This is a genomic window from Streptomyces sp. NBC_00859 (genome assembly GCF_045161865.1).
Classification (GTDB): Bacteria; Actinomycetota; Actinomycetes; order Streptomycetales; family Streptomycetaceae; genus Streptomyces.
Window position 1 is genome coordinate 1,410,134 of the sequence record NZ_CP108826.1, and the last position, 25,713, is coordinate 1,435,846.

Consider the following 25,713-nt stretch of genomic DNA (forward strand, 5'->3'; position numbering starts at 1 on the left):
ACCGGCGTCAGGCGCCGACCGGACGGGTGAGGTCGTTGTAGAGCTCGGGGCGGCGGGTGGCGATCAGGCCGAACTCAAGCCAGTCGCGGCGCTGGTCGAGGTCCAGGTCGGCGACGAGGACGGCGGGGCGGTGGCGCGGCCCGCGCAGGATGATCCGGCCGTAGGGGTCGGAGATGAACGACGATCCGTAGAACCTCGAAGGGCCTTCACTGCCGGTGCGGTTGGGCACGACCATGAACAGGGCGTTGGACAGACCGTTGCTGCTGATGGCCTGCTCCCAGATCGGCTGGGTGTCGAAATCGGGCATCCCCGGTTCGGACCCGATCGCGGTGGGGTGCAACAGGATGTCCGCGCCGCGCAGGGCGTAGGTGCGGGCCAGCTCCGGGAACCACTCGTCCCAGCAGGTGGGGAATCCGAACTGCGCGCCCTCGATCTCCGTCACGGGGAAGTCGCTGTCGCCGGGGCGGAAGCACAGGTCTTCGCGATAGCCGGGGAAGGCGGGGATGTGATTCTTGCGGGTACGAGCGGCCAACTGCCCGTCCGGCCCTGTGCAGACAGCGGTGTTGTAGCCCAGCCCGCCGTCGGCGGCCCTCTCGTAGAGCGAGGCGGAGACGTGGATGCCCAGTTCGGCGGAGAGCTGCGAGATCAGCTGCACGGTGCGGCCCGACTCGACGTCCTCCTCCCACTGCTTGGCGCCGCCGGCCATGGGGTCATCGGTGTTGCAGAAGTAGGGCGAACGGGTCAGCTCCGGCAGGGCGACCAGGCGTGCGCCCTGCTCAGCGGCCAGCCGCACGCCGGTACGCAGGGCCTCGTCGTGCGTTGCGGGGTCGGCGTCCCATTGCATCTGGACCAGGCCGACGCGCAGCAGGCCGCGCTCGGCGTCGAGCGTGCGGCCGGGTGAGCCGAGCGGCGAGCCGAAGGAGGTGAGCAGGTCGTAGTGCGGGCCGGTCATCGAAGCTCCATGGGGATCTGCTGGGTGATGCAGTGCACGCCGCCGCCCCCGAAAGCGAGGGTGGGCGCGACAACCGGGACCACCTTGCGCTCGGGCATGGCCTTGGCCAGTGCCTCGGCGACTTCCTCGTCCTCGGTCCGGCCCGCGACGGGCACCACGCATCCGCCGTTGGGCAGATAGAAGTTGAGGTAGCCGACCTCGACGCTCCGGCCGTCGGCGTGGCCGTACGCGGTCTGGGGCAGAACCACGATGTCGAGCTTGCGGCCCTTGGCGTCGCGGGTGGCCTCCAGCACGGCGAGGTTGGCTCGCATGCGGGCGTAGTCGGGATGGTTCTCGTCGTCGGGCAGGCTGACCACCACGCGGCCGGGCGCGATGTAGGCGGCCACCCCGTCCACATGCCCGTCGGTCTCGGTGTCCTCAAGCCCGCCGTACGGCAGCCAGATCACCTTCTCGATGCCGAGCATGCGGGAGAGTTCGGCCTCGATGCCGGCGCGGTCCGCGCGGGGGTTGCGGTTGGGATGGAGCAAGCACTGCTCGGTGGTGATGAGCGTGCCCTCCCCGTCGACGGTGATCGCGCCGCCCTCCAGCACCATGCCCGAGTGCAGGCGCTCGACGCCGAGACGGTCCAGGACCAGTGCGGCAAGCTTGTCGTCGCTGTCGTAGGGCCAGTGCTTGCCGCCCCAGGCGTTGAAGCGGAAGTCGGCGCCGAAGCGCCGCCCGGTCTCGTCGTGGACGAAGATCGGGCCGCTGTCGCGGGTCCAGGAGTCATCCAGCGGCAACTCGACGACCTCGATCTCGTGAGCCGCCCGCTCCCCGGTGAAGCGCCCGCGCACCTCGGCGGCAGTTCCCGGTGCCGTCACCATCAGCACCGGCTCGAACGCGGCGACCGCACGAGCGACCGCCGCGTACTCGTCCTGCGCGTCGCTCAGCAGGCCGCTCCACAGCTCGCTGCGGTAGGGCCAGGCCATCAGACAGCCTTCGTGCTGAGCCCACTCCGCCGGCATGCGCACGGATCGCGCTGCCTGTGCACACATGGCGCACTCCTCTCCATGACCACCACAGGTGGCCGAAAACCAGTAGGTGCAGCCCCAGAGTGAACCCTGACTGAAATTTTCGTCAATAGGTCGGGTGTGATCGGATCCGCTTGCGCCGGTGAGCGAGAATGGCTGCTCGTAACCGTCAGGGAGGAAGACTTCGGGTGTCAGATCGCCAGCGCACGATTCTGGAGGCCGCCGTGCGGACCATCGCCCGCTCGGGCGTCCGCGGGCTGCGCGTGGAGGAGGTCGCCGCCGAGGCCGGCGTCTCCACCTCGCTGCTGTACTACCACTTCAAGGACCGGGCCGGCCTGGTGCGGCGCACCCTGGAGTTCGTCAACGAACGCGCGGGCGACTCGACCGAACCCGGCGCCGCCGAGGACCAGAGCCCCCGCGGCGTACTCGAACACCAACTCCTGATGGAGCTGCAGGACACCCCCGCCGTACGCGAGGACTCCACAGCCTGGGGCGAGATGCGCGCCGCCGCGGTGTTCGAGCCGGACCTCCAGCCCACTCTCGCCCGGTCCACTCAGGTATGGGTCGATGAGATCGCGGGGGCCATCAAGGCGTCCCAGCTGACCGGACAGGCCCGCAAGGACGCCGACCCGCACGCGGCGGCGGAGCGGCTGACCTCATTGGTCGAAGGACTCAGCGAGCGCTGGCTCAGCGGTTCACTCGCCCAGGACCGCGCAGTGTTCCTGCTCCGCGGAGCCATCGAAGTGGAGCTCGGCCCCTCGTCGGCCACGCCCTGACGCGGCACGCACGGCGCGCCCCGGACAGGCGGGGTCCTGCCGCGGCCCGCCCTGGCGTATCGAGGGAGACCGCTCGGCGCGCCTGACCCGGGACCCGTTCGCAGCCCGGCCCGGCCTGACGTAGGCTCGGACCTGACTAATATTTCAGTCAGGGAGATCAGTGGTGCGTATGTCCAGGCGACGAACACTTCGGGCGGGCCTTGCCGCCGCCCTCGGTGCCGCAGGCGCGGGCGCCTGCGGCCGGACCGGCAGCAGCGGGCAGACCGCTCCGGCGACGCAGGCCACGTTGCCGTCGGCGGGCGAGTGGCGCATGCCCGGCGAGTCACATCCTCACGAGCTCACCTTCATGGCCTGGCCCACCCGCCGTGTCTGGACGTCGGACATCACCGGAGTACGGGAGGACATCGCGGGTATCGCGAGAGCCATCGCCGAGTTCGAACCGGTGACACTCCTCGCCAACGCGCGGGACGTCGAGCACGCCGAACGCGCCTGTGGTTCAGGCGTGACGGTCGCACCCATCCCGGTGGACGATCTGTGGATGCGCGACACCGGCCCGAACTTCGTGCTCGGCACGCAGGGAGTCGCCGGCGTCGCCCTCAACTTCAACGGCTGGGGCGACAAACAGACGCACGACCTGGACGGCCACGTCGCCCGGAGGATCCTCGAGAGCACGCACATCCGAGGGCTCCGGGCACCGATCACCGGGGAGGGCGGTGGCATCGAGGTCGACGGGCGGGGCACATTGCTGGCGACCGAGAGCTGCTGGGTCAACGACAACCGCAATCCCGGACAGTCACGCGCGGACATCGAACACGCGATGAAGTCTCTCTTCGGCGTCACCACCGTGATCTGGGTCGAGGGCGCGAAGGGACACGACATCACGGACTACCACATCGACGCGCTGGCTCGCTTCGCCGAGCCGGGAGTCGTAGTCATGAGCACCCCGCCCGGTGACGCGCCCCGTGACGTATGGACGAAGGCCTACGAACAGGCCCGATCGGTCCTGGAGCAGGCACGGGACGCCCGGGGCAGGAGCCTGGAGATCGTAGAGCTGCCGGAACCCACCGCCCTGCGCGGCCACAGCGAGGACTTCCTGGCGAGCTACGTGAACTACTACGTGTGCAACGGCGGGGTCGTCATCCCACGCTTCGGCGCCGCCGGGCCGGACGCGAACGCCCTGTCCATCGTGAAGGATCTGTATCCGGGCCGCGAGGTGGTCCAGGTTCCCGTCGACACCCTTGGCGAAGGCGGAGGCGGTATCCACTGCTCGACCCAGCAGCTGCCGAAAGCACCCTGACCGCAGGCGTCGCCGACGCACGCGTGCGCCTCGCTCTCGCGACGGTGTACGGACGGCGGCGCGACTGCCACGCCTGATCACCCTGCCGGCGTACACGCACGAGCTCTGTCGTTCTCTGCCCCCGAAGGGGTCGTTTCAGGAGGTCTCCCGGGTGGGCGGGGCTCCGGCTGCGTAGGATCACAGCGGGCCAGGATCGATGCAACTCACGCCATACGGGGGAATGTTCATGCGAAACCGAAGGACGCGCACCCTGGCAGCAGGGGCTTTGGCCGCTCTGGCGGCCGGGGGCCTCTCCGCATGCTCGGCTCCCGGGCAGAAGTCCTTCGAGGACGACGCCAAGGTGCCCCAGAAGGTCACCTCGGTCCGCCTCGACAGCGCGAACGGCGGCGTGAGGGTGGATTCTTCGGCGGACACGTCCACGATCTCCGTGCACCGCAAGGTCAACTACCGTGGGGACAAGCCGAGTGGCACGTCGTTCAGCGTCAGAAACGGCGTCCTGGTGCTCTCCGGCTGCGGCAGGAACTGCGGCGTCGACTACATGGTCCGCGTACCGGCCGGCCTTCCGGTGGCCGGCGGCGCGTCCAACGGCAGCCTGACGCTGACCGATGTCGGCACGGTCGACGTCCACACGAGCAACGGCGCGATCGCGGTGACGAACGCGACGGGCGCGGTGAAGCTGCGCACGTCCAACGGCGACGTGGACGTCAAGGACGCCAAGGGCGGGGACATCGACACGCAGACCTCGAACGGCGAGGTGACGATCCGGACGGCCGCCCCGCAGAACATCAGGGCCCGCTCGACCAGCGGCAGCCTCACTGTCACGGCGCCGCCCGCGGCGTACCGGATCTCGGCGAACGACTCCCACGGCGATACGCAGGTGGCACTCAAGAACGACCCGTCGGGCGAGTACCGTCTGGACCTCTCGACAACGAACGGTGACTTGACGGTCAAGCCGGCCGGCTGAGGGGGTTCGGTGTGGTGCTGTGCTCGGTCCGAGGAGGGCTGGTGTCGTCGTGACCGAGTTCGATGAGCGTGCGAGTGCCATCTGGTCGGGGCAGGCGGCCGCGTACGCGGAGTCCTTCGCCGCCGTATGCGCGTATCCGATCGAGGATCTGCTGGATGCCGTCGGGGCCGGACCCGGCGTCCGTCTGCTGGATGTGGGCACAGGGTCGGGCAACGTCGCGGCCGCGGCATGTGCGAGGGGTGCCCGGGTCACCGCTGTTGATGCCGACCCGGGGATGGCGGAGTTCACCGCGGCAGCCGTGCCACTGGCCGATGTCGCTGTCGCCGGGCTGCCCGTTCTGCCCTTCGCTGACGGTGCCTTCGATGCGGTGACCGCCAACTTCGTACTGGACCATGTCGGCCGGCCGGCGCGTGCGCTGCGCGAGTTGGGCCGGGTGACCCGGCCGGGCGGCCGGATCGCGGTGACGGTATGGTCCGTGCCCGCCGGGGCCGGGCAGGCTCTCCTGGGACGGGCGACGGAGGCCGCCGGGGTGCCGCGCCCCGCACACCGGCCGGTTCTGGCGCCCGAGACCGATTTCCCCCGCACTGAGCAGGGGCTTGTGGACCTGATGCTGGCCACCGGACTCTCCGGGCCCTCCTGTCGGGCCATCGCCTGGAACCATCGGACATCCGCGCAGGGATGGTGGCACGGCGCGGCGGCGGGCGTCGGCTTCACGGGCCACCTCATCGCCGCCCAACCATCCGAAACCAGGGTGGAGATCAAACGGCATTTCGATCTCCTCGGCGCAGAGTTCACCGGCCCCGACGGCCTGCTCGCGCTGCCGCACCTGGCGCTGCTCGCCGGCGGAACAGCCCGAGCAGGAGCATTGCCGGAGTCCGGGTGACTCGCGGGCCGGCCTCATGAAAACGGGAGGCGTTCGACGGCTGTCGCTCAGGTCCTCGGGCAGTCACTGGACGCTCACAGCGGGGCGTACGACGATTTCGCTCACGTCGGCCTCCGGAGGCTGGGCAGTGGCGTAGGCGAAGGCATCTGCCGCGCGCGCAGCGGTATCGGTGCCGGTCTGCGACATGGTGTGTTCCTCCTGGTGGGAACGGAGTGCTCCTGGTGGAGCACAGCGCCCCGCGCTCGGACCGGCTCAGTCGGATGGGCATGAGTCCGGGCAGTGGCGAAGGGCCCCGACCAGGGCAGGAGGTGCCTGGGCACGGCGCACCCAGGCACCCGGTCGCGAGCAGGGAACACCGGGCCCGGTGGCGGGCGGCAAAGGTGCGGAGAACGACATCGCCCCTTCAGGCCTCACCCGCGCGGGTCACACCCGTGTCCGGCCCCGCGCCGGCGTCCCGGTTCCGGACCGTCGCGGCCGCACGGTGCAGGTCTGTGATCACCGTCCGCACGGCGCGGCGTGCCGCACGTTCGGGGCGGTGGAGCACATCGATATGGCGTCGGGTGCGCACGCCGCTGAGCGGTCTGAGGGTCAGCGCCGGGTGCGGACGTGTGGTCCAGCGCGGCATCAGGGCCAGACCGCCTCCGGCGGCCACTGCTTCGGCGACCACCGAGAATTCATTGATGCGATGGACGATGTTGAGCGGTCGGCCGGCAGCGGTCGCGATCGCGTCGATGGTGGTCATCAGCGGGAACCCGTCGTGAACGGTGATCCAGGGCTGATCCGCGACATCTCGCGGGGTGAGCCGTCGTCTCGCGGCCAGCGCGTGCTCCACGGGAAGGGCGATGTCGATCGGTTCTCGCAGCAGCGTGCCGGCGGTGACCGTAGCCGGCCACTGCGGTGCCTGGTCGAGACGGTGGGCGATGACGAGGTCGTAGTCCCGGGTCAGTGCAGGGAAATGGTCCTGCGCGACATCCTCGTCGGCGAGCGAGAGCCGCGGACGGCCGGGGCCTTCCTGGCTCAGCAGCAGGGGGAAGAACGCGGCGGCCGCGCTGTGGAAGGCCGCCACCGACACCCTTGCGTCCGACTGGTCGACGAACGCGTCGACGGTGTGCCGCGCCCTGGCCAGCGCGGTCTCCACCTCGATCGCCGCCCCGGCGAGGGCCCGCCCGGCATCGGTGAGCACCAGCCGACGTCCATCACGTTCGGTGAGTGGGACCGGGATCGGACGTTGCAGCAGCCGAAGCTGCTGGGAGACCGCGGAGGGCGTCATCAGCAGCGCGTCGGCGGTCGCGGTGACACTGCCCAGCTCGCCCAGCTCCCGCAGGATCTGCAGCTGTCGTTCGTTCATCGCCTCAATGTAGCGATGCTTCATGGTTGGTGAAGAACCTCGCCCTTGGCTTCAGAGTGGAAGCAATGCAGCTTTGGGGGGTGTTCGCCACCCGCCGCACTGACGCAGTGCTTCTCCTCGTTGCCATCGTCTGGGGCTCCAGCTACCTGGCCGCGAAGTCCGCCACCCACACCCTGCCGGTCCTGTTGGTGCTGTTCGCGCGGTATGCGATCTCCGCGATCGCGTGCCTCGCACTCATCGCGTCCCGCCGCCGGGACAGGCGCTGCACGCGGGACGAGACACGCGTCGGTGGGCTGCTGGGGATCACACAGGCGGCGGTCCTGGTTCTTGAGACATACGGCGTCGCGCACACCAGCGCGGCCAACGCCGGCCTGATCATCAGCCTCACCATCGTGCTCACCCCGCTGCTGGACCGCACAGCAGGCAGCAGCAGGCGCCTGCCCCCGCGCTTCTTCGCCGCCACGGGTGTATGCCTGCTGGCCGTCACACTGCTCATGTCCGGCAGCGGCTTCCACGCTCCCGGGAGCGGCGATCTGCTGATGCTCGCCGCCGCGGTGGTGCGTGCAGCGCATGTCGCGCTCGTGGGGCGGCTCACCAAGGGACGCACTGTCCGTCCGTTGCAGCTGACGGCCGTCCAGACGGCTGTCGGTACCGCGCTGTTCGCCGTACCGGCCGTGAGCAGCCTGCCGATGACGGCACGGATCGATGGCACGGACTGGGGCCGACTCGTTTATCTGGCCCTTTTCTGCAGCGTGTTCGCCTTCCTCGCCCAGACCTGGGCGGTGCAGAAGAGTTCCGCCGGCCGGGCCAGTCTGCTGCTGGGAACCGAACCGGTCTGGGCGCTCCTGGCCGGTATCGGCATCGGCGGCGAGAAGTTCACCGCCGTAGCCGGCCTCGGCGCGGCGCTCATGGTCGCCGGAACGTACTGGGGACAGAACATCGAGCGTGTCCACCGCACCGCCGACGACACCGAGCCCTCGTCCCGGGCGACGGCGCCTGCCGGTATCTGACCGTGCATGACCGGCTCGGGCCAGGACTGATGCCTCTCGCGGTCCCCTCCACAGGCAAGTCCTCGGTCGCGCCAGGCCTCGATCACGCCTGCCGGTCCCGAAAGGACCGGGCGGGCCGCGTCAGCGACGCCACGTCAGTGACGACGGGGCCTTCGAGGCGCGGCGGCGGACGGGGACACCGAATGAGGCGGAAGCTCCTCATCCTCATCGTCGAACGGGGGCGGCTCGGTGCTGAAGCTCGGTTCGACGAACAGGTTGTGATGCTGCGGCTGGGCTGCGGGAGCCGGGCGCGTACCTGAACTTGCTGTGGGGGTGCGGCGGTCGGGAGCGGTGGTCAAGGCGATCCATCCTGTCTGGCCGGACACGCAGCATGGCATTTGCGGTCCGGCAAGGTGTGGGCGGCGCGTTCTGCCCGGCTTCAGCTGTGAATGACGACGTTCGGCCACGGGGCGTGCGCGCGTTGTCCAAGTAGAGCAGATGTCCGACGTGATGGGGCCCGCCTGGGTGCGTGTGACGCGATGACGGAGGGCGCGCGGCGATGGTCCCGCCTCCGGACACGTTCTTGACCCAGGAGTCAGGACCGGTGCTGCCTGCCGCGGCAGGCAGGGTTACCCGGCAGGGAGCGATATCCGCTGCGTGCTCGGTACGCCGGCCGGGGTCGCTCGTTCTGGGCGCGCCCCGGCCTCTTCCGGGCTGCACGTGGGGTTACGCGTCCTCGCGTCCGGACGTCTCCGCGGGCGCCCGCACCCGAACGCCCGGAGAAGCATCCGGATCACCCGCCCGGCGGCCTGCGGCGCAGCGCCCGCACCGCCGCCCGTTCGGCCCCGCGCGGGCCCAGCCAGGCCTGCCGCCGTTCGCGCGTCGCGGCGGGTACGGGGAGATCAGCGTGGCCAGACACACGGCGATGACGATGGCGAGCAGCCTGGGGAAGTACGTGCGCCGGACGGTGTCGCTGCCTGCGCACGGTCTTCTGGACCGCCGCGCGGTCGGTATGCCCGACAGCGACGTCCGGCCTGCCGCCGCCGTTGAGGCCGCGGAGCGCCACGGTGGTCGGAAGGGTGCCCGTGTCGGCGGTATGGGAAGTGGCGGGTGCGGAGCCGCCCCTGTCGTCACCGAGGGAGGTGGTCGGCGTGTTGACACCCTTCACCGTGGCGAGGAGGTCGGCTTTCCCGCCGACGCCGAGGCCGCCGAGCGCTGTCGCCGTCCCCCTGCCGGAACCGGTGGGAAGAGCGGCCGGAGTGGCGCCCGCGAAGGAGGTCGTGGGGCCGGGTACGGCCTGGGCGTCCGGGGCAGGACGCAGTCCGGCGACGAGTACGGCCGTGGTACCGGTGGCGAGCAGGCCACCGGTGCGCAACGGTGGGAAATCATTCCCAACCCACCTGCTCCTCAAGGGTTTTGGGCACGCGATGGGACGGGACCGGCCTGCGGAGAGCCACTGGGCCGCCGGCGGCGCCCTGCCCTGGACGGACCTGCGGGGAGCCGCGCGGGGCTCCCCGCAGGCCGGGCGGGCGGGCGGTGTCCGATTCAGGCCAGGTCGAGGAGTTGCTCGTAGAAGCCACCGAAGCCATGGGGCTCGTCGAGCAGGTGGATCTCCAGAATCCAGTGGCAGCGCCACCCGGCCCGGTCGGTCCGGCGCAGCGGGGTGTCGTTGTCGGGCGTGATGTACGACTCCGTCCTGGCCCCCTCGATCGTCTCGTGCGGGAACTCACCGACGAGGTGACCTGCGTGCCAGCCGCCCAGTGACCAGCCCGCTTCGGCGGCCAGCCGCTCCACCTCCGCGTACAGCTGCTTCCCGGTGATGTCCGTGTCCGCCCGGAACGCGTCCCGGCCTGCCGCGAACACCGTTGCCAGGTCGTCGCGCAGCCGGTGCTTCCGGGGGTCGCTCCCGAAGACGAAGGTGCGCCCGAAGTCCGCCTCGTACTCCTCGAAGATCGGGCCGAAGTCGGCGAACGCGACATCGTCCTCCCCGATCACCCGGTCCGGGGGGTTGTCCTGGTAGGGGAACATCGTGTGCGGGCCGGACCGGACGATCCGCTTGTGCCAGTGCTTCGTCGTCCCGAACATCTCGTTCGCGAGGTCCCGGACCCGGTCGCTGACCTCCCGCTCACCCGCTCCGGGAGCGACCAGGCCCCGCGCCTCGACCTCCGCGAAGAGGGCCACAGCCTTGCGCTGCGCCTCCACCAGGCCGAGCGCACGCAGTTGTTCGTCCATCCGATCAGGTGTCGCCATGGTGCTGTTCCTCTGCCTCTCACGGGCCGCGCGCACGATGACGAGCGTCCCTCGTAGTACGACTGACCGCGCAGGCCCGATGCGTTCGTCCCACGCTCAAAGAGTCCGGGTCTGCGCGCAGCTGGTTGGTGAACCGCTCACGCACGCCGTCGCCGCCTCCGCACCTGTGGGGGGAGGGCCGTCCGCCCCATACTGCATCTGCCAAGCCCTTGGCGTAAAACGACTGGTGGATGCCTGCCCATCAGACGCAATCCCTGGCATATGTGAATGTGCTGGCGCCCAAGGACCTGCGCGCCCTGCCGACCCGGCGGATACAGCGGCCCTCCCCCGTCACTCCCGCCTCGCCCGCGGATATGGCACGATCACTGAAGAGCAGCATCGTCGCGGAGCCGCACCGTTGCGGCCGGTGATCCCGGCGCTCCGCGCGGCTGCGACCCCCGGGGGCGGTCCGGCCGCCCGCCGGGCCGTGGCGGGAGGAGCCGCGCGGGCCAACCGCCTTGCGCCGCGGGCTTCCGGGCATGTCCCGGGGTCTTCGCGGGTAGAGGTCGTGACCGGGCAGGCACACATTGGCTGTTGGCCGCACGAATGCCCTCCCGGGTGGTTGGGTGGTCACGACCGACCAGATGGAGAGGGCGACCCGCATGCCGTTCGACGAGAAGTCCGTGGTCCCTGGACTCGATCGCGCCGCGCTGCCTCGGCCCGGACGGCCGGCCCGCGAGGGCGCACCCGGTGTCTCTCCGCTCGGGCTGCGGTCCCCCCAGGCACTGGCCGCGTTGCAGCAGACGGCCGGGAACGCCGCGGTCGTCCAGACACTGCGCGATGAGCAGGAACAGGAGCAGCACCGTCACGGTGCGGGGTGCGGCCACCAGCCCCCCGTACAGCGGTCGTCGGTCGACGAAGCCCTGCGTTCGCCGGGCCGTCCCCTGGAACCTGCCAAGCGGGAGGAGATGGAGAGCAGGCTGGGCGCCGACTTCTCCAGTGTCCGGGTGCACACCGACACGGTGGCTCAGCGCTCCGCGTCCGAGTTGGGCGCCAGGGCGTGGACCTCGGGCAACGATGTGGTCCTCGGCCCTGGCGGCGGCGACGACCACACTCTCGCGCACGAGCTGACGCATGTGATCCAGCAGAGCAAGGGCCCGGTGGACGGCACGGTCGGGCCTGGCGGGGTGCGGGTCAGCGACCCCGGTGACCGGTTCGAGCGGGAGGCCGAGGCCAACGCGACGCGTGCGATGAGCGCCCCGCTCCCCGAAGTGCAGCGCGCCCCCGCGCGCAGCGGAGCTCAGGAGTACGGTGCGGCGGTCGGCGACGTGGACGCCGTGCAGCGCGCCCGGCACGCCACGGAGCGCGCCCCGGACAGCGACAACGACTCGTAGACCGGCAACTTCGGCACGCTCCACCGTGGTGGGCCAGGAGCGAGGGAGCGGGCGGGGCGGCTCCCGACGCGAACACACCGGCTCCGGGCCACGCTGCTAGCCGGGACCAGGTCGGCGGCGGAAGGCAGCCGACGGAGTTCACCACGCACACCGGTGTCTCCGAGAGTTCGGGTCACCGGAACGCTGGTGGTGATCTCCATCGCCGCGAAGTACCCCGGGGCTGTGGCAGCGAGGAGGGCCGGCCGCTCTGCCGTCCGTGACGCTCAGGGTGCTCGAACTCGTCGACCGGACGCCCGGGACGCAGCCATGACGCGCGGCCGGCGCATCCTGAGCCCACGGCCTCGGCTACGGAGTCCGGTGGCGCCGCGTGGCGACACTGCCGGCACATCGCTGCGGTGCACGCGCTGTTCTCGGTCAGCATCAGCCGCCGGACCACGGCCGCTTGACCCGTGGCGTGACAGGGTGTGAAACTCAAGGCGCGTTCGGCGTGTCCCCAAACCGCCGATTCAGGACGCAGAAGGCTCCGACCACCCCCCGGGTCGGAGCCTTCGCCGTGGCGGCATCAGTCCGCCCGATGTGCGGCCTTCGGCGGCCCCGGCGTCGCGAAGCCGGACGGCATCGAGCAGCAGCAGGTGCCGTGATGCGTGAATGTGCGCACGCGCATCACGCATCAGGGCCGGTGGCACCGGCGTTGCCGGAGCCCGGACGTACCGTGCCCGCGGTCCGGGAGCCGGGTCGCAGGCCGGTCCCTGTCGGCCGGGTGGCGCGGCCGCCCGTCAGGTCTTGCGCAGATCCGGAGCCGGCACCCCGATCAGCAGGCGGCGCACGGCGTCCCACGCGGCCCGCAGCGCGCGGGTCACGGCGGGGGAATCGCTGCCCATGACGCGGACCCACGCGCCCGCCTCGTCGGGGAGGATGCTCACCCCGAACACGAGCCCGGTGGCCAGCAGGGCCTCGTGCAGGACGTCGGCGACCCTGGCCGCGGGGGCCAGGGGTGTGAACGCGTACAGCGAGGCCATCAGGTCGTGGCCGGCGAATACCGCGGGACCGGTGACCCCGCCGGGGCCCTGCGGTTCCAGCCGTACGGTGTCGGCTGCCAGGAGCGAGCCGTCGGGGCGCTGGACCTCCAGATCGCTGAAGAGCATCCGGTAGGCGTGCCGTTCGCCGCGTGCCAGGCGTCCGGCCGCGATCGTCTCCCCCAGCAGTACGGTCGCTGTCGGGTCGGCCGTCACGCGGGTGTGCTGGTAGAAGCGCGCGTCCCGGTACGGGATCAGCGGGTCGGGCAGATACTCGACGTAACTCCCCTCCCCCGCCGACAGGTTGATGATCTGGGTCGCATGGTCGAACTCCATGCGGTGCACCTTCGTCGCGGCCTGCGTCGTCAGGTGCACGGCCGAGCCGGGACCGCAGTCGATGTCGATCCGGTTCCGGTCGGCCTGCAGGATGCCGCCTCCGGTCGACATCAGATAGGTCACGGGCAGGTCCGGCCGGTGCGGGTCGATGTACAGCGGCCGCATGATCTGCAGCGGAGACTTCTGGTAGCGGTCGACGAGTTCGGTACGGTCGCCGACGCGCGCGTACCGCAGTTCGAGCAGACCGACCTTGCCGGGGCGCCCGGCGGCCAGCGTGTCCGGCGGGCCGGCGAGGCCGAGCATCCGGGCCGGAGTCCGCCGGGGTTCGTAGTGCGCGGGGTCCAGCCGCGCGGGCGCCGTGGTCACGCGGAAGCCGCCTCCCGGGCGGCTTCGTGGGCCAGGATGAAATCGGCGATGGTGTCGAGGCCTTCGCCCGTCAGGGAGTTGGTCAGCACCACGGGCCGTCCCTCGCGGACACGGCGCGCGTCCGACTCCATGACCTCCAGATCGCAGCGCACGTACTGGGCGATGTCGACCTTGTTGATGACGAGCAGTTCGCACTCGGTGATGCCGGGGCCCCGCTTGCGCGGCATCTTGTCGCCCTCGGCCGTGTCCAGCACGAACAGGAAGAGATCGACCAGCGCGGGGCTGAAGGTGAGTGTCAGGTTGTCGCCGCCGCTCTCGAAGAGCAGCGTGTCAATGTCGGGGTGGCGCTCCAGGAGCTCGTCGGCCGCCGCCTGGTTCATCGTCGGGTCGTCGCGGACCGCGGTGTGCGGGCAGGCTCCGGTCTCCACGCCGACGATCCGGTCCGCGTCGAGGATGCCGTCCAGGGTCCGCCGGACGTGGGCCGCGTCCTCGGTGGTGAAGATGTCGTTGGTGATGACTGCGGGGGTGCGGCCGCGCGCGAACAGTATGGGTACGAGCGCCTCGATCAGGGCCGTCTTGCCCGAGCCGACCGGGCCTGCGATTCCTACGCGCAGTACACCGTCCTTCGGGCGCCGCAGGAGTTCGTCGTCGTGGCTGTGGTGGTGCCTGGCCTGCATGGGGTCGTGCATGGTGATCCTTCTCTGGTGTGGTGTCTTCTCGCGGGGGGTGGCACGCGGTGCTGCCCTGGTCCGGTGCCTCCGCACGGGCCGGAAGCCGTCCGGGGCACTGCGCCTAACTGGCGAACAGCCGCGCCTCCGCCCGCTCATGGCGGCCGGCCATGATGTCGGCCACCGGGGCGAAGCCGCCGATGTCGGCCAGTTCCCGCTCCAGGGCGGCTTCGGCGGTCTCCTCGATCACCCGAGCCGCCCGGTGCAGTACCACCTGCGCCTGGCGGTGGTCGGTCAGGCGCAGCCGCAGGGCGGCACCCACGAAACTGGCCGCGAAGGCGAACAGTTCGCAGGTGACCGCCTGCCGTACGGGCACCGCGTTGCCCGCGTGGACGGCTGCGGCGACGACCGGCTGGCAGCCGCGCACGGCGCCGTCCCGGTAGAGGCTGCGGTACTGCTCGATCTGCGGGGTTCCGTACACCTCCGCCGCCAGGTCCAGCAGTTGACGGCCGGTACGGACACTCGCCTGCCTGGCCTCACGGCCCAGTTTGGTGGCGTGCAGCCGCTGTTCGACCGCCGTCAGCTCGGCCCAGTCGCCGGCGGTGACCGCGCGGTGGGCGAGCGCGAGCGCGGTGGCGTCGGACGGCCCGGCGCTGTGGCGCAGGAGATCGTGGAGGAGGCCCGGCAGGCTGCGCGGGGTCACCGCGCGGGCCTGCTGGAAGCCCTCCAGGCCGTGGGAGAGGGTGTAATAGCCGCTGGGGAAGGCCGAGTCGGTGAGCTGGAGCCCGGTCAGCAGCGCGGCTGTGGGCATCGGGTCGTTCACGCCGGGGCTCCGTTCGCGCGAGGGGGTGGTCCGCGGTGATCCGGCCGTCGACGACCGCCGGGGGCGGTCAGACGATGTAGAAGAGGTGGTTGAGCGGGAGCCGCTCGGCCGGTTCGATCGTGGCGGGTTCGCCGTCGACAGTGACCTTGTACGTCTCCGGGTCCACCTCGATGCGCGGCAGCGCGTCGTTGCGCACCATGTGCTGCTTGCCGATGGTCCGGCAGCGCTGCACGGGCTCGGTCCGCCGCTGCAGACCGAGTTCGCCGGGGACGCCCGCCGCGATGGACGCCTGCGACATGAAGGTGACCGACGTCCGCTGCTTGGCCCGGCCGTACGAGCCGAACATGGGGCGGTAGTAGACGGGCTGCGGCGTCGGCAGGGACGCGTTGGGGTCGCCCATCAGCGCCCAGTTGACCATGCCGCCCTTGATGACCAGCTTGGGCTTGGCGCCGAAGGAGTGCATCGGCCACAACACGATGTCGGCGAGCTTGCCCGGCTCCAGGGACCCGATCACGTCGGAGGCGCCGACCGCGATGGCGGGATTGATGGTCAGCTTGGCCAGGTACCGCAGCACGCGTGCGTTGTCGTTGCGGGAGCTGTCCTCCGCCAGCGGGCCACGCAGCTCCTTGCAGTGGTGCGCGGTCTGGAAGGCGCGGACGAACGACTCGCCGACGCGTCCCATGGCCTGGGAGTCGGAGGAGAAGATGCTGATCACCCCGAGGTCGTGCAGCACGGTCTCGGCGGCGATCGTCTCGGCTCGCACCCGGCTGTCGGCGAACGACACGTCCTCGGGGATGTCGCGGGACAGGTGGTGGCAGACCATCACCATGTCGAGCAGTTCGTCGACCGCGTTGACCGTGTACGGCAGTGTGGGGTTGGTCGATGCGGGCAGGACGTTGGCCTCGCCCGAGACCCGGATGATGTCGGGGGCGTGGCCGCCGCCCGCTCCCTCGGTGTGGAAGGTGTGGATGGTCCGGCCGTCGATCGCGGACAGGGTGTCCTCGAAGAAACCGCCCTCGTTGAGGGTGTCGGTGTGAATGGCCATCTGGACGTCGTACTCGTCGGCGACGCGCAGGGCGGTGTCGATGGTGGCCGGTGTCGCGCCCCAGTCCTCGTGCACCTTCAGTCCTGCGGCGCCGGCCTCGATCTGCTCACGCAGGGCCTCCGGTTGACTGCCGTTGCCCTTGCCGAGCAGCCCCACGTTGACCGGCAGGTCCTCCACGGCCTCCAGCATCCGGTGGATGTTCCACGGGCCGGGGGTACAGGTCGTGCCGTTGGTCCCGTCGGTGGGGCCGGTGCCGCCGCCGAAGAAGGTGGTGATGCCGTTGGACAGGCCCTCCTGGGCCTGCTGCGGCGCGATGAAGTGGATGTGGGTGTCGACGCCGCCGGCCGTGGCGATCAGGTGCTCGCCCGAGATCACCTCGGTACCGGGTCCGATGACCAGCTTGGGGTCCACGCCGCTCTGCAGCTGGGGGTTGCCTGCCTTGCCGACCCCGACGATCAGGCCGCCGCGGACGCCGATGTCGCCCTTGACGATGCCGAGTACCGGGTCCATGACCACGACATTGGTGATGACCAGGTCGAGGGCGCCCTCGCGGTTGAGGGCGGACGGGTCCTGGGCCATGCCGTCACGGATGGCCTTACCGCCTCCGTATACGGCCTCTTCGCCGTAGGAACCTGCGTTGTGGTCGTACTCGACCTCGACCACCAGGTTGGTGTCGGCGAGGTGGAAGCGGTCCCCCACCGTGGGGCCGAACAGGTCCGTGTACTGCTTGCGCGGGATGATCGCCATCAGTTGTGAGTCCCCTCGGTGCCCGCGGTGCCGGGCGTGTTCCCCGTACTGTCCGGCCCCGCCGTGCTGCCGGTGTGTGTGAATCCCAGCTCCGCGGCACGGCGCAGCGCGGTGCGCTTGGTGTCCGGGGCGGACAGGCCCCCGTTGACGAGGCCGGCGAAACCGACGAGCCGCCCGGTACCGGCGTAGGCGCACAGGTCGACCTCCCGGGTGTCGCCGGGCTCGAACCGCACGGCGGTGCCGGAGGGGATGTCCAGGCGCATGCCGAACGCGGCTTCACGGTCGAAGCGCAGCGCGCGGTTGATCTCGAAGAAGTGGTAGTGGGAGCCGATCTGGACGGCACGGTCGCCGGTGTTGGCGACCGTGAGCCTGATCTTGGCCCGGTTGGCGTTGATCTCTATGGGGTCGTCCCCGTAGAGGTAGTGGGCTCCGCCCGACATCTCTGTCTCCTCGGTGGTTCAGGGTTCAGGCGCTGATCGGGTCGTGGCAGGTGACCAGCTTCGTCCCGTCGACGAACGCCGTCTCGACCTGGAGGACGCTGAGCATCTCGCGTACTCCGGGCATCACGTCCTCCTGGGTGACGATCTTGCGGCCCAGCTCCATGCACTCGGCGACGGTGTGGCCGTCGCGGGCTGCCTCCAGGACGGCCTCGGTGATCAGCGCGGCGGCTTCGCTGTAGTTGAGCTTGGTCCCCCTGGCCCTGCGCCGGCGGGCCAGGTCCGCCACTACGTAGACGTGGAGCTTGTCGATTTCGCGTGGTGCGAGATTCATGGCGTCACTCTGCTTTCTCGGATGAGATGCCGGGCCGGCCCAGCGCTGGACCCGCCGCGAGGAAGAGCCAGGTCGTCACTACGAACGGCCAGGTGAAGGGAGACCCGCCGGACGGCCGGGTGAACGCCTCCCAGGCGGCTGTGAAGGGGACCGAGGACACGACGGCCAGCGCGGCGTAGCCGGCGGTCCACGGGGTGAGTGTGAGGAAGGTGGCTGCCAGCGCGATGGCGCAGAGCACCCCGTTGTAGCCGTAGAGGCCGGCGGCGATCCGGTCGGCCGGGAGCCCGGCCGTGCAGGCGGTCAGCAGTGCGAGGGCACTGGCACCGGCCGCTGCGACCGCGGCGGCCCGCGAGGTGACCAGGAGACCGACGAGCAGGATCAGGCCCGCGTACCACGTGTCGAGGAAGAAGACCTGGCCGATGTTGGCGCAGAAGGCCCGGCCGGCCTGCTCGGCGGTGAGCGTGGTGAACCCGCCGGCCCGCACCGGATTCCCGGACACGGCCGGGCCTGCCGGCAGTGCGATCACCAGGACCCCGGCGACCAGGCAGTACGGGGCAGTCAGCACCGGCAGCCCGACACGCCCGAAGAGGCGGCCAGCCGCCGCACTCAGCACCGAGCAGACCGCCGAACCGACGACCGCCAGAACGACGGTGCGCCACGAGGCGCCGAAGCTGACCAGGAGGGCGATGGCGGTCAGGCAACCGCAGTAGCCCTCCAAGCCCTTGACGAGATTTCCCCGGTCGGCGCCGAGTAAGGCGGCGGTCGCCGTCGACGCGCCCGCGCCGAGCAGCCCGTACACGCCGGTGCGCCATCCCCCGGCGAACAGCGCGACGGTGAACAGCAGTCCGGTCCACGGGTTCGCGCTGAGTGTCACCTGGGCTATGCCCCGCAGGTGTATCTGACCGACCAGCAGGGACACCCGGCACCTTGTCTGCACCGTCTGTTCCGCCGCAGACATGCGTACTCCCTTGAGGACATGGCGAGTTCGCCGGGCCCTCCCACGTGCGGCGCCGGTGCCAGATCAACGTTCTGTTGAAAACCGTACGCCCGGCGCCCGCGGAGTGGTGTCGCGAACACCGGCCACCGAGCGTGCCTGGAGCGGTACGGTATGACATACCCGCTGTTGGGACCCGGTCCTCGCCCGGCCCGCTGCGACCTGCCCCCTGTCGGCCCGGCCGCAAGTCTTGGTAAGAGGTTGAACTTTTGTTGAATGCTTCATACCTGTCATTTGACCGAACCTGGCACGGGCCACCGCACGCCTTGTTCACCAGGTGTTTCGGCCCGGTAAATTCATCGGGTTGCGGGAGCGTCGCCCTCCGGCCATGCTGGAACGGCTTCGGCAGGCTCTGCCCCGCACACCACGTTCACCCCGGCAGAGCGACATCCCCATCGGCGCGACAGAGTCCGACGTCGCCGTCGCCGCAAAGGCCGTGTGCGGGTCACCGCAGCCCACTCCAGGGCGGCTCGCCCCGACACCGCCTTCGACGAGCCGAAGGAGTCCAGCCATGCACTCCGCCCTGATCCGCACCGCGCTCGCCACGGCAGCGCTGTGCGCCACGCTCACAGCAGTGGCCATCACCCCGAGCACCGTGCACCACCCGGCGGCCACCCGCCCGACAGCCGACCAGCCGTCGGAGCCCCCGGCAGCGGACGGCCGTCCGTCCGAGCCCCGCACGGAGGGCGACACGAATCCGCCTCCGTACGACCGGCGCGCGTTCACCGAGCAGACGGTGCGGCTCAGCTGGGCGGGCACCACGGACGCCGGGCGCGACCGTATGTGCGCCCATCCGGACAGCTTCACCAGCCCGGCCCTGGACGCGCGCTACGCGGCGCAGCTGATCAAGGCGGACTGCCGGAACCACTGAGCCGGACAGCGGCGGCATCCCACCCCGGGTGCCGCCGCTGAGGCACACCGCGCGGGGCGGGCAGGTCAGGACGCGCCGTGGGAGGCGCGGCGGCGCAGGTGGAGGACTCCGCCGAGAGCCGCCGCGATGAGTACGCCGCCGGCGACCAGTTCCGTGGTGTCCAGATCGGTGAGCGAACCACTCAGGACCGCCCTGATGCGCTTGTCCGGCGCTCCCGAGAGCAGCAGCGGGGCCGTGCCCTTCCGGCCCTCGCACGCGAAGGTCACGTCGTACCTCGCTCCGGCCCTCGCTCCCGGGTCGACGACAACCGTCGCGGATCGTCCGTGGTGGAGGGTGACGGGGCGGAACGCGCCGGACGAGACGTTGACACCGGGCGCTCCGCAACCGGTGGCACCGAGCGTGACCCTGCCGCCGGGGGCCACCGATCCGGGTGACACGGTGAACCCGAAGGACGGGACCCCGCTGCCGTCACGTGCGGTCGCGGCCGGGACGGCCAGGGACAGCACCGCGGCGCTCAGCAGAGCGACCGACCCGATACTCGTCAAGCGCATGAGGGGTACCTCCGGACACAGGATGCGGGTACAGGACCGAGGCAGCAGGGCTGCGACAGGGCGCTGCGGCAACCGGGCTGCGGCCAACAGGGCTGCGCGGCGAAGGAACACGCGCACGGACATGTGTATGCCGCGGCCGAGGGCGCTCAGCGGGAAACGCACACCACTGCCGGGCAACGGTAGGCCGGTCCACCGCTGCCTGGCGACCCCTGCCACCCGTACGGGTCGTCACATTGCGCCGGACAGGCCAGCATGCCCTGGTCCCGGCCGGTCCGGCGTTTTCCGGCCTGCGTGGCACCTCCCTCGGCCGGGGCCGGGGCCGGCGGCAGGTGGGCGTCGGCCGTTCGGGCTCCTCCGGGGACGCCTGAGATGCGGGCAACGTCCAGTCTTTTTAACGTGACTGAATGATCTTCAGACCAGCCGTACGAAGCCTCTGCGCCGGAGCTGTGGTGCTGGCCGCCGGCGTCACCGCGATCGCCCCGAGCGCCGCGCTGGCCCCGCTGCCCGGCACGCGTCCACTCGGCGGCAGGACAGGTCAGGGGGCAGCCGCCCCGGCCCTGCCGGAACAGGTCTCGGCCCTGTCCTGGGTGGTCGCCGACGCATCGACAGGCGACGTGCTGGCGTCCAAGGACGCCCACCGGCATCTCCCTCCGGCCAGTACGCTCAAGACCCTCTTCGCCCTCACCGTGCTGCCTCACCTGCCCTCGCAGCAGCTGCACACGGTGACCAGCGCGGATCTCGACGGCCTCGGTGAGGGAAGCAGCCAGGTAGGTGTCACCGTGGGGCGCGCCTACCGGGTGGACGACCTGTGGCGCGGGGTCTTCCTCCGCTCGGGCGGGGACGCGGTCCATGTGCTGGCCTCCATGAACGGCGGCTGGCAGAAGACCACCGCCGAGATGCGCGAGCGGGCCGTCCAGCTGGGGGCCAAGGACACCCATGTCATGTCCCCGGACGGCTACGACACACCGGGCCAGTACTCGTCGGCCTTCGACCTCGCGGTCTTCGGCCGTACCGGACTGGCCGACCCGGCGTTCGCCCGCTACTGCTCGACGAGCGTCGCGGAGTTCCCCGGTGGGCGGGACAAGTCCGGCCGGGCCGGCGCCCCCTACGAGATCCAGAACACCAACCGTCTGCTGTCGGGCACTCAGGACGTCAGCCCGTACCCGGGACTCATCGGGGTCAAGAACGGCTACACCACCGAGGCGGGCAACACCCTCATCGCCGCCGCCCACCGCGGGGGCCACACACTGATCGTGACGGCGATGAACCCTCAGGGCGCCGTCTACGAGGACGCCCGCGCACTCCTCGACTGGGGCTTCGCCGCTGCCGGCAAGGTGCGGCCCGTCGGATCGCTCCGGCCCCCTGTCACGACGGCCGCAGCGGATTCGGCCGCCGGACCCGCGCACGCGCCGCCGGGCGCGCCGCTCGTGACGGACCACCACTCCGTGATCAGGAAGTCCTCACCGCTGGTGAGCGTCGCGGTCATCGGGGCCCTGTTCGTCTCGCTCTCCGCCTCGCTCTGGCTGCTGCGGCGGCGGATGCGGCGCTGACCGGCGGCGCAGGCCGGTTCAGACGATGCCGGCGCCGCTGAACAGCAGCAGTGCCACATCGACCGCGGCGACACAGACCGCGGCGGCGAACGCTGCCCGCTCGCGGCGGCGCCCCAGCAGCGTTCCCGCGACGGCCGCCGCGCTCGCGGCGGTGAGTGCCGCCAGGGCCCAGCCGGCGGGCGGCCCCGCGGGCCCGAGCACGAGGACGGCCGACGCCGCCACCAGCGGGACCGGGAGCAGCAGCCGCGCCCCGTCGGGTCCCAGCCGGTGCGGCGCGCCGCGCACACCCAGTTCGAGATCGCTGCGGATGTCGGGCAGCACGTCACCGAGGTGGGCGCCGATCCCCAGCAGTGCGCCCACGACGACGATCCACCAGGTGGGCGCCGGCTGCCCCGGCAGCCCGAGTGCCACGAAGGCCGGCAGCGCGGCGAAGCCCACCGCGTAGGGAAGCCAGGACCACACCGTCGCCTTGAGCCGGAGATCGTACGCCCAGGCCCAGGCGACCCCGGTCAGATGGACGGCGCCCGCCCACGGGCCGCAGCCGAAGGACAGCGGTACGCAGAGCGCCAGCGCCGTGAACGCGGCGGTCCACACGGCCCGTGGGGTGACCGTGCCGTCGGCGACGGGCTTGCCGCCGCGGCCTGCCGCGGTGTCCCGGCGGGCGTCGACCGCGTCGTTGCACCAGCCGACGGACAACTGCCCGGTGACTACGGCGCCGGCGGTCAGCACACACCGCGCCGGGCTCTGCCCCGCGGACACGGCGAGCGCGGTGAGCAGGGCCGTGACCGCCACGACAGGACCTGGGTGGCACGACCCGGCAAGACCGGTCACGAGACCGTCAGGACGGCCCGCGGGTACCTCTGCCAGGGGCTGCTCGGGAGTTCCCACCCGGCGATCCTAGGCCGTGTCCGCAACGTCGCGTCGTTGCCCGGAGGGCGGGTGCGCGGCGCCCGGTGCGTGCTCTCGGTGTGCCGGGCGGCAGCCTCCGTACTGGGTGTGCTCGGGCTTTCGCCCGGTGCGGCGGGACTGCGTATCAGGCGTCGCACGCCAGGCGCGACTTTACGGACACCGCCTGAGCCGTGTCCCCGCGTCACCGGCTTACGCGCGCGGGACAGTGGGCACGGCCCCGCGGGCGGGTCGCGCCGCGCGGGCGCGTCCCCCGCGCGTACGGGCGAATCGGCGGGAGGCTCCGGCGGCGCGGCCAGGGTGTCGGGGGCCGCGCCGGGGGCAGGGATGCTGCAATGCAGGGCACGTCATCCCCCGAGGCGGGAGAACATATGACCCGGATCGCAGCCGTCCACGGTGTTCTGGCACCGCACCGCCACGCCCAGCACGAGATCACCGACATGGTGGCGCGCGTCTGTCTGCCCGAAGGCACCGACCGGCGGGTCCTCGACCGGCTGCACCACAGCGCCCAGGTCCGCTCCCGCCACATGACGCTGCCGCTCGACGCGTACGAGAAGCTGGACGGGTTCGGAGCTGCCAACGACGCGTTCATCACCGGGGCGATGGAGCTCGGCACCACTGCGGTCCGGGGCGCCCTGCACGCGGCGGGGCTCCGCCCCGAGGACGTGGACCTGCTGATCTTCACTTCGGTGACCGGGATCGCCACCCCCTCGGTCGACGCCCGCCTGGCGGGGCGCCTCGGAATGCGCCCGGACGTCAAGCGGCTGCCGCTCTTCGGACTCGGCTGCGCCGGGGGCGCGGCGGGGCTGGCCCGGATGCACGACTATTTGCTGGGCCACCCCGGCCACGTCGCGGTGCTGCTCTCCGTCGAGTTGTGCTCGCTCACCTTTCAGCGCGACGACAGTTCGATGGCCAATCTCATCGCCACCGCGCTCTTCGGGGACGGCGCCGCAGCGGTCGTGGCATGCGGCCCGGACCACGCCGCCGGGGAGCGGGACCTGCCGGGGCCGACCATCGTGGACACCCGCAGCCGGCTCTATCCGGACACCGGCCACGTGATGGGCTGGAACATCAGGAGCTCCGGCTTCCAGGTGGTGCTCGACCCGTCCGTCCCCGATGTGGTCCGCCGTCATCTCGCCGCGGACGTCACGGGTTTCCTCGGTGATCACGGGCTGAAGCCGAAGGATGTGGCCGCGTGGGTCTGCCACCCGGGCGGGCCCAAGGTGCTGGAGGCCGTCACCGAAGCGCTCGGCCTGCCCGGCAGCGCGCTCGGTGTCACCTGGCGCCACCTCGCCGACACGGGCAACCTGTCGTCGTCCTCGGTGCTCCACGTGCTGCGGGACACCCTGGCGGAGGATCCCCCCGAGCCGGGCACACCGGGGCTGCTGCTGGCGATGGGCCCTGGTTTCTGCTGCGAACTGGTTCTGCTGCGCTGGTAGGTCGGAGGACCCCATGATCTGGTACGTGCTGCTGGTGGCCGCTGTGGCGGCCGAGCGCATCGCCGAACTCGTCGTCGCCCGGCGCAACGAGCGCTGGAGCATGGCGCGCGGTGCGACCGTCGCGGGACAGGGCCACTATCCGGCGATGGTCGCTCTGCACACGGGGCTGCTGGCGGCGTGCGTGGCCGAGGCGTGGCTCGGCGGACGGCCGTTCCTGCCCGCGCTCGGGTGGACCATGGCCGCCGTGCTGGTGGCCGCCCAGGGGCTGCGCTGGTGGTGCATCGCGACGCTGGGGCCGCGCTGGAACACCCGGGTGATCGTCGTACCCGGCCTGCCGCTGGTGCAGGGCGGCCCCTACCGGTGGCTGCGGCACCCGAACTACGTGGCCGTGGTCGCCGAGGGGGTGGCGCTCCCGCTGGTGCACACCGCCTGGATCACGGCGCTGGTGTTCACCGTCCTCAACGCCGCGCTGCTGACCGTCCGCATCCGCTGTGAGAACGAGGCACTGGCGGGCTCCTGGGCAGCGCCGTCCGCCCCGGCGGGGGACGTCACGGCGTGATCGACGTACTGGTGGCGGGCGGTGGCCCCGCCGGGCTCGCCACCGCGATCCACGCAGCGCTCGCCGGGTTCGAGGCTGTAGTCGTGGAGCCCAGGACCTCGCCGGTGGACAAGGCCTGCGGGGAGGGGATCATGCCCGGCGGGGTCGCGGCACTGCGAGCGCTGGGGGTCGGAGTACCGGGGCGGGAACTGCGCGGCATCCGCTATCTGGACGGCCGGCGCAGCGCCGATGCGCCGTTCCGCAACGGGACGGGCCTCGGCGTCCGCCGCACGGTGCTGCACGCCGCGCTGCACGCGCGCGCCCGCGAGCTGGGCGTACGGATGGTCACCGGCAAGGTCGGCGGAGTACGCCAGAGCGCCGGCAGTGTCACGGCGGCCGGGCTCACCGCACGCTGGCTGGTGGCCGCCGACGGCCTGCACTCACCGCTGCGCCGTGCACTCGGACTCGATCTGCCCGCCCGCTCCCCCGGGCGGTACGGGCTCCGCCGCCACTACCGGTGCGCCCCCTGGACCGACCTCGTGGAGGTCCACTGGTCCCCGTACGGCGAGGCGTACGTGACCCCGGTCGGCGACGAGCTGGTGGGGGTCGCCGTACTCAGCCGCAGCCGCCGCGGCTACGACGAGCACCTGGCCGGATTTCCCGGTCTCCGCTCGGCGCTGGCCGGGCCGCACGCGAGCACCGTGCGCGGCGCGGGGCCGCTGCGCCAGCGGGTACGCCGCAGAGTCGCCGGCCGTGTGCTGTTCGTCGGTGACGCCGCCGGGTACGTCGATGCCCTCACCGGCGAGGGCATCGCCCTGGCCCTGGCCACCGCCGGGGCCGCGGTGCGCTGCCTGGCCGCCGGCCGGCCCGCGGACTACGAACGCGCCTGGCATCGGCTGACGCGACGCCACCGGGTACTGACCGGCGCCCTGCTGTCCTTCAGCGGCAGCCCCAGGACTGCCGGCCTCATCGTGCCGGCCGCCGCCCGGATGCCCGCTGTCTTCGCGGCGGCCGTCCACACCCTCCAGTAGCCGCGCGCACCCCAGGAGAGCGCGCGCAGTGAAGTAGTTGCAGGTCGCGCGAGCCTAATTCCGCGATTCTGCATGCATCTTGCGGTGCACTCGGCCCAGGCCCACGCCGTCACTTGGCATGCCCCCGTCGATTATCCGTTGTCAGACCTGTAGACCTACGTACAACTCTCTGCAATTCTCCAACAATTGAACGCAAGAACTCGAACTCCATGAGTATGG

At 71.3% G+C, this 25,713-nt stretch carries 26 protein-coding genes; 11 read left to right on the top strand and 15 right to left on the bottom strand.

The window, feature by feature from the left end; genetic code table 11:
- Positions 1 to 7: 7 nt before the first annotated feature.
- Both OG584_RS05930 and OG584_RS05935 read right to left on the bottom strand, forming a co-directional pair.
- Positions 8 to 952, bottom strand: coding sequence for a nitrilase-related carbon-nitrogen hydrolase (locus OG584_RS05930; protein ID WP_405775731.1), 945 nt, complete (start codon positions 950 to 952; stop codon positions 8 to 10).
- Positions 949 to 1,986 (bottom strand): agmatine/peptidylarginine deiminase, encoded by a 1,038-nt coding sequence (locus OG584_RS05935; RefSeq protein WP_405775733.1) that lies wholly within the window; start codon positions 1,984 to 1,986, stop codon positions 949 to 951. The genes OG584_RS05930 and OG584_RS05935 overlap by 4 nt, the downstream gene beginning before the upstream one ends.
- A 164-nt stretch (positions 1,987 to 2,150) precedes the next feature.
- Between OG584_RS05935 and OG584_RS05940 the strand changes: the two genes are divergently transcribed.
- The 4 genes from OG584_RS05940 (at position 2,151) to OG584_RS05955 (ending at position 5,882) form a co-directional block, all read left to right on the top strand.
- Positions 2,151 to 2,738, top strand: a complete 588-nt coding sequence (locus OG584_RS05940) for a TetR/AcrR family transcriptional regulator (protein ID WP_405775735.1) — start codon at positions 2,151 to 2,153, stop codon at positions 2,736 to 2,738.
- Positions 2,739 to 2,907: 169 nt separating this feature from the next.
- Complete coding sequence (locus tag OG584_RS05945) at positions 2,908 to 4,035, top strand: agmatine deiminase family protein (protein WP_405775737.1); 1,128 nt, start codon at positions 2,908 to 2,910, stop codon at positions 4,033 to 4,035.
- 226 nt (positions 4,036 to 4,261) lie between these two features.
- Positions 4,262 to 4,999, top strand: a complete 738-nt coding sequence (locus tag OG584_RS05950) for a DUF4097 family beta strand repeat-containing protein (RefSeq protein WP_405775739.1) — start codon at positions 4,262 to 4,264, stop codon at positions 4,997 to 4,999.
- A 49-nt stretch (positions 5,000 to 5,048) separates the two neighbouring features.
- The gene (locus tag OG584_RS05955) at positions 5,049 to 5,882 is read left to right on the top strand and encodes a class I SAM-dependent methyltransferase (RefSeq protein WP_405775741.1); all 834 of its coding nucleotides are present in this window, start codon (positions 5,049 to 5,051) and stop codon (positions 5,880 to 5,882) included.
- Positions 5,883 to 5,945: 63 nt separating this feature from the next.
- On the opposite strand, the gene OG584_RS05960 is transcribed toward OG584_RS05955, so the two are convergent.
- Both OG584_RS05960 and OG584_RS05965 read right to left on the bottom strand, forming a co-directional pair.
- A complete protein-coding gene (locus OG584_RS05960) occupies positions 5,946 to 6,068 on the bottom strand; it encodes a hypothetical protein (protein WP_405775743.1) in 123 nt (40 codons plus the stop codon).
- 217 nt (positions 6,069 to 6,285) lie between these two features.
- Complete coding sequence (locus OG584_RS05965) at positions 6,286 to 7,230, bottom strand: LysR family transcriptional regulator (RefSeq protein WP_405775745.1); 945 nt, start codon at positions 7,228 to 7,230, stop codon at positions 6,286 to 6,288.
- Between the two features lie 65 nt (positions 7,231 to 7,295).
- On the opposite strand from OG584_RS05965, the gene OG584_RS05970 reads away from it, so the two are divergent.
- On the top strand, positions 7,296 to 8,240 hold the full coding sequence (locus OG584_RS05970) for a DMT family transporter (RefSeq protein ID WP_405775747.1): 945 nt from the start codon (positions 7,296 to 7,298) through the stop codon (positions 8,238 to 8,240).
- Between the two features lie 772 nt (positions 8,241 to 9,012).
- Here the strand turns inward: OG584_RS05970 and OG584_RS05975 are convergent.
- Entirely contained in the window at positions 9,013 to 9,594 is a 582-nt protein-coding gene (locus tag OG584_RS05975; protein ID WP_405775749.1) for a hypothetical protein, read from the bottom strand.
- A gap of 170 nt (positions 9,595 to 9,764) precedes the next feature.
- On the bottom strand, positions 9,765 to 10,469 hold the full coding sequence (locus OG584_RS05980) for a M24 family metallopeptidase (RefSeq protein ID WP_405775751.1): 705 nt from the start codon (positions 10,467 to 10,469) through the stop codon (positions 9,765 to 9,767).
- Positions 10,470 to 11,074: 605 nt separating this feature from the next.
- Here OG584_RS05980 and OG584_RS05985 point away from each other — a divergent pair.
- Positions 11,075 to 11,842, top strand: a complete 768-nt coding sequence (locus tag OG584_RS05985; protein ID WP_405775753.1) for a DUF4157 domain-containing protein — start codon at positions 11,075 to 11,077, stop codon at positions 11,840 to 11,842.
- 776 nt (positions 11,843 to 12,618) lie between these two features.
- On the opposite strand, the gene OG584_RS05990 is transcribed toward OG584_RS05985, so the two are convergent.
- The 7 genes from OG584_RS05990 to OG584_RS06020 all read right to left on the bottom strand — a co-directional run bounded on the left by OG584_RS05990 (position 12,619) and on the right by OG584_RS06020 (position 18,572).
- Complete coding sequence (locus tag OG584_RS05990) at positions 12,619 to 13,497, bottom strand: urease accessory protein UreD (RefSeq protein WP_405783897.1); 879 nt, start codon at positions 13,495 to 13,497, stop codon at positions 12,619 to 12,621.
- Positions 13,498 to 13,556: 59 nt separating this feature from the next.
- Positions 13,557 to 14,237 carry an urease accessory protein UreG gene (gene ureG / locus OG584_RS05995; RefSeq protein ID WP_405783899.1) on the bottom strand — a complete coding sequence of 227 codons (681 nt, stop codon included), beginning with the start codon at positions 14,235 to 14,237 and terminating at the stop codon, positions 13,557 to 13,559.
- A gap of 115 nt (positions 14,238 to 14,352) precedes the next feature.
- Positions 14,353 to 15,039, bottom strand: coding sequence for an urease accessory protein UreF (locus tag OG584_RS06000; protein ID WP_405783901.1), 687 nt, complete (start codon positions 15,037 to 15,039; stop codon positions 14,353 to 14,355).
- 79 nt (positions 15,040 to 15,118) lie between these two features.
- Positions 15,119 to 16,843, bottom strand: coding sequence for an urease subunit alpha (gene ureC / locus OG584_RS06005; RefSeq protein ID WP_405775755.1), 1,725 nt, complete (start codon positions 16,841 to 16,843; stop codon positions 15,119 to 15,121).
- Entirely contained in the window at positions 16,843 to 17,283 is a 441-nt protein-coding gene (locus OG584_RS06010) for an urease subunit beta (protein ID WP_405775757.1), read from the bottom strand. Before OG584_RS06010 ends, ureC begins: the two co-directional genes overlap by 1 nt.
- Before the next feature lie 25 nt (positions 17,284 to 17,308).
- Positions 17,309 to 17,614, bottom strand: a complete 306-nt coding sequence (locus tag OG584_RS06015; RefSeq protein ID WP_405775759.1) for an urease subunit gamma — start codon at positions 17,612 to 17,614, stop codon at positions 17,309 to 17,311.
- 4 nt (positions 17,615 to 17,618) lie between these two features.
- Complete coding sequence (locus OG584_RS06020; protein WP_405775761.1) at positions 17,619 to 18,572, bottom strand: urea transporter; 954 nt, start codon at positions 18,570 to 18,572, stop codon at positions 17,619 to 17,621.
- A gap of 547 nt (positions 18,573 to 19,119) precedes the next feature.
- On the opposite strand from OG584_RS06020, the gene OG584_RS06025 reads away from it, so the two are divergent.
- Positions 19,120 to 19,479 (top strand): hypothetical protein, encoded by a 360-nt coding sequence (locus tag OG584_RS06025; protein WP_405775763.1) that lies wholly within the window; start codon positions 19,120 to 19,122, stop codon positions 19,477 to 19,479.
- Between the two features lie 65 nt (positions 19,480 to 19,544).
- Here the strand turns inward: OG584_RS06025 and OG584_RS06030 are convergent, their stop codons facing one another.
- Positions 19,545 to 20,030 (bottom strand): hypothetical protein, encoded by a 486-nt coding sequence (locus OG584_RS06030; protein ID WP_405775765.1) that lies wholly within the window; start codon positions 20,028 to 20,030, stop codon positions 19,545 to 19,547.
- 404 nt (positions 20,031 to 20,434) lie between these two features.
- On the opposite strand from OG584_RS06030, the gene OG584_RS06035 reads away from it, so the two are divergent.
- Complete coding sequence (locus OG584_RS06035) at positions 20,435 to 21,580, top strand: D-alanyl-D-alanine carboxypeptidase family protein (RefSeq protein ID WP_405775767.1); 1,146 nt, start codon at positions 20,435 to 20,437, stop codon at positions 21,578 to 21,580.
- 18 nt (positions 21,581 to 21,598) lie between these two features.
- On the opposite strand, the gene OG584_RS06040 is transcribed toward OG584_RS06035, so the two are convergent.
- Positions 21,599 to 22,468, bottom strand: a complete 870-nt coding sequence (locus tag OG584_RS06040) for a UbiA family prenyltransferase (protein WP_405775769.1) — start codon at positions 22,466 to 22,468, stop codon at positions 21,599 to 21,601.
- 389 nt (positions 22,469 to 22,857) lie between these two features.
- Between OG584_RS06040 and OG584_RS06045 the strand changes: the two genes are divergently transcribed.
- From OG584_RS06045 to OG584_RS06055, 3 genes are read left to right on the top strand one after another with little or no spacing between them, the layout of a single operon-like run.
- Positions 22,858 to 23,925: a type III polyketide synthase gene (locus OG584_RS06045; RefSeq protein ID WP_405775771.1), complete on the top strand. Its 1,068-nt coding sequence runs from the start codon at positions 22,858 to 22,860 to the stop codon at positions 23,923 to 23,925.
- Between the two features lie 13 nt (positions 23,926 to 23,938).
- Positions 23,939 to 24,484, top strand: a complete 546-nt coding sequence (locus tag OG584_RS06050; protein WP_405775773.1) for an isoprenylcysteine carboxyl methyltransferase family protein — start codon at positions 23,939 to 23,941, stop codon at positions 24,482 to 24,484.
- A complete protein-coding gene (locus OG584_RS06055) occupies positions 24,481 to 25,494 on the top strand; it encodes an NAD(P)/FAD-dependent oxidoreductase (RefSeq protein WP_405775775.1) in 1,014 nt (337 codons plus the stop codon). The genes OG584_RS06050 and OG584_RS06055 overlap by 4 nt, the downstream gene beginning before the upstream one ends.
- The last annotated feature ends 219 nt before the right edge of the window (positions 25,495 to 25,713 follow it).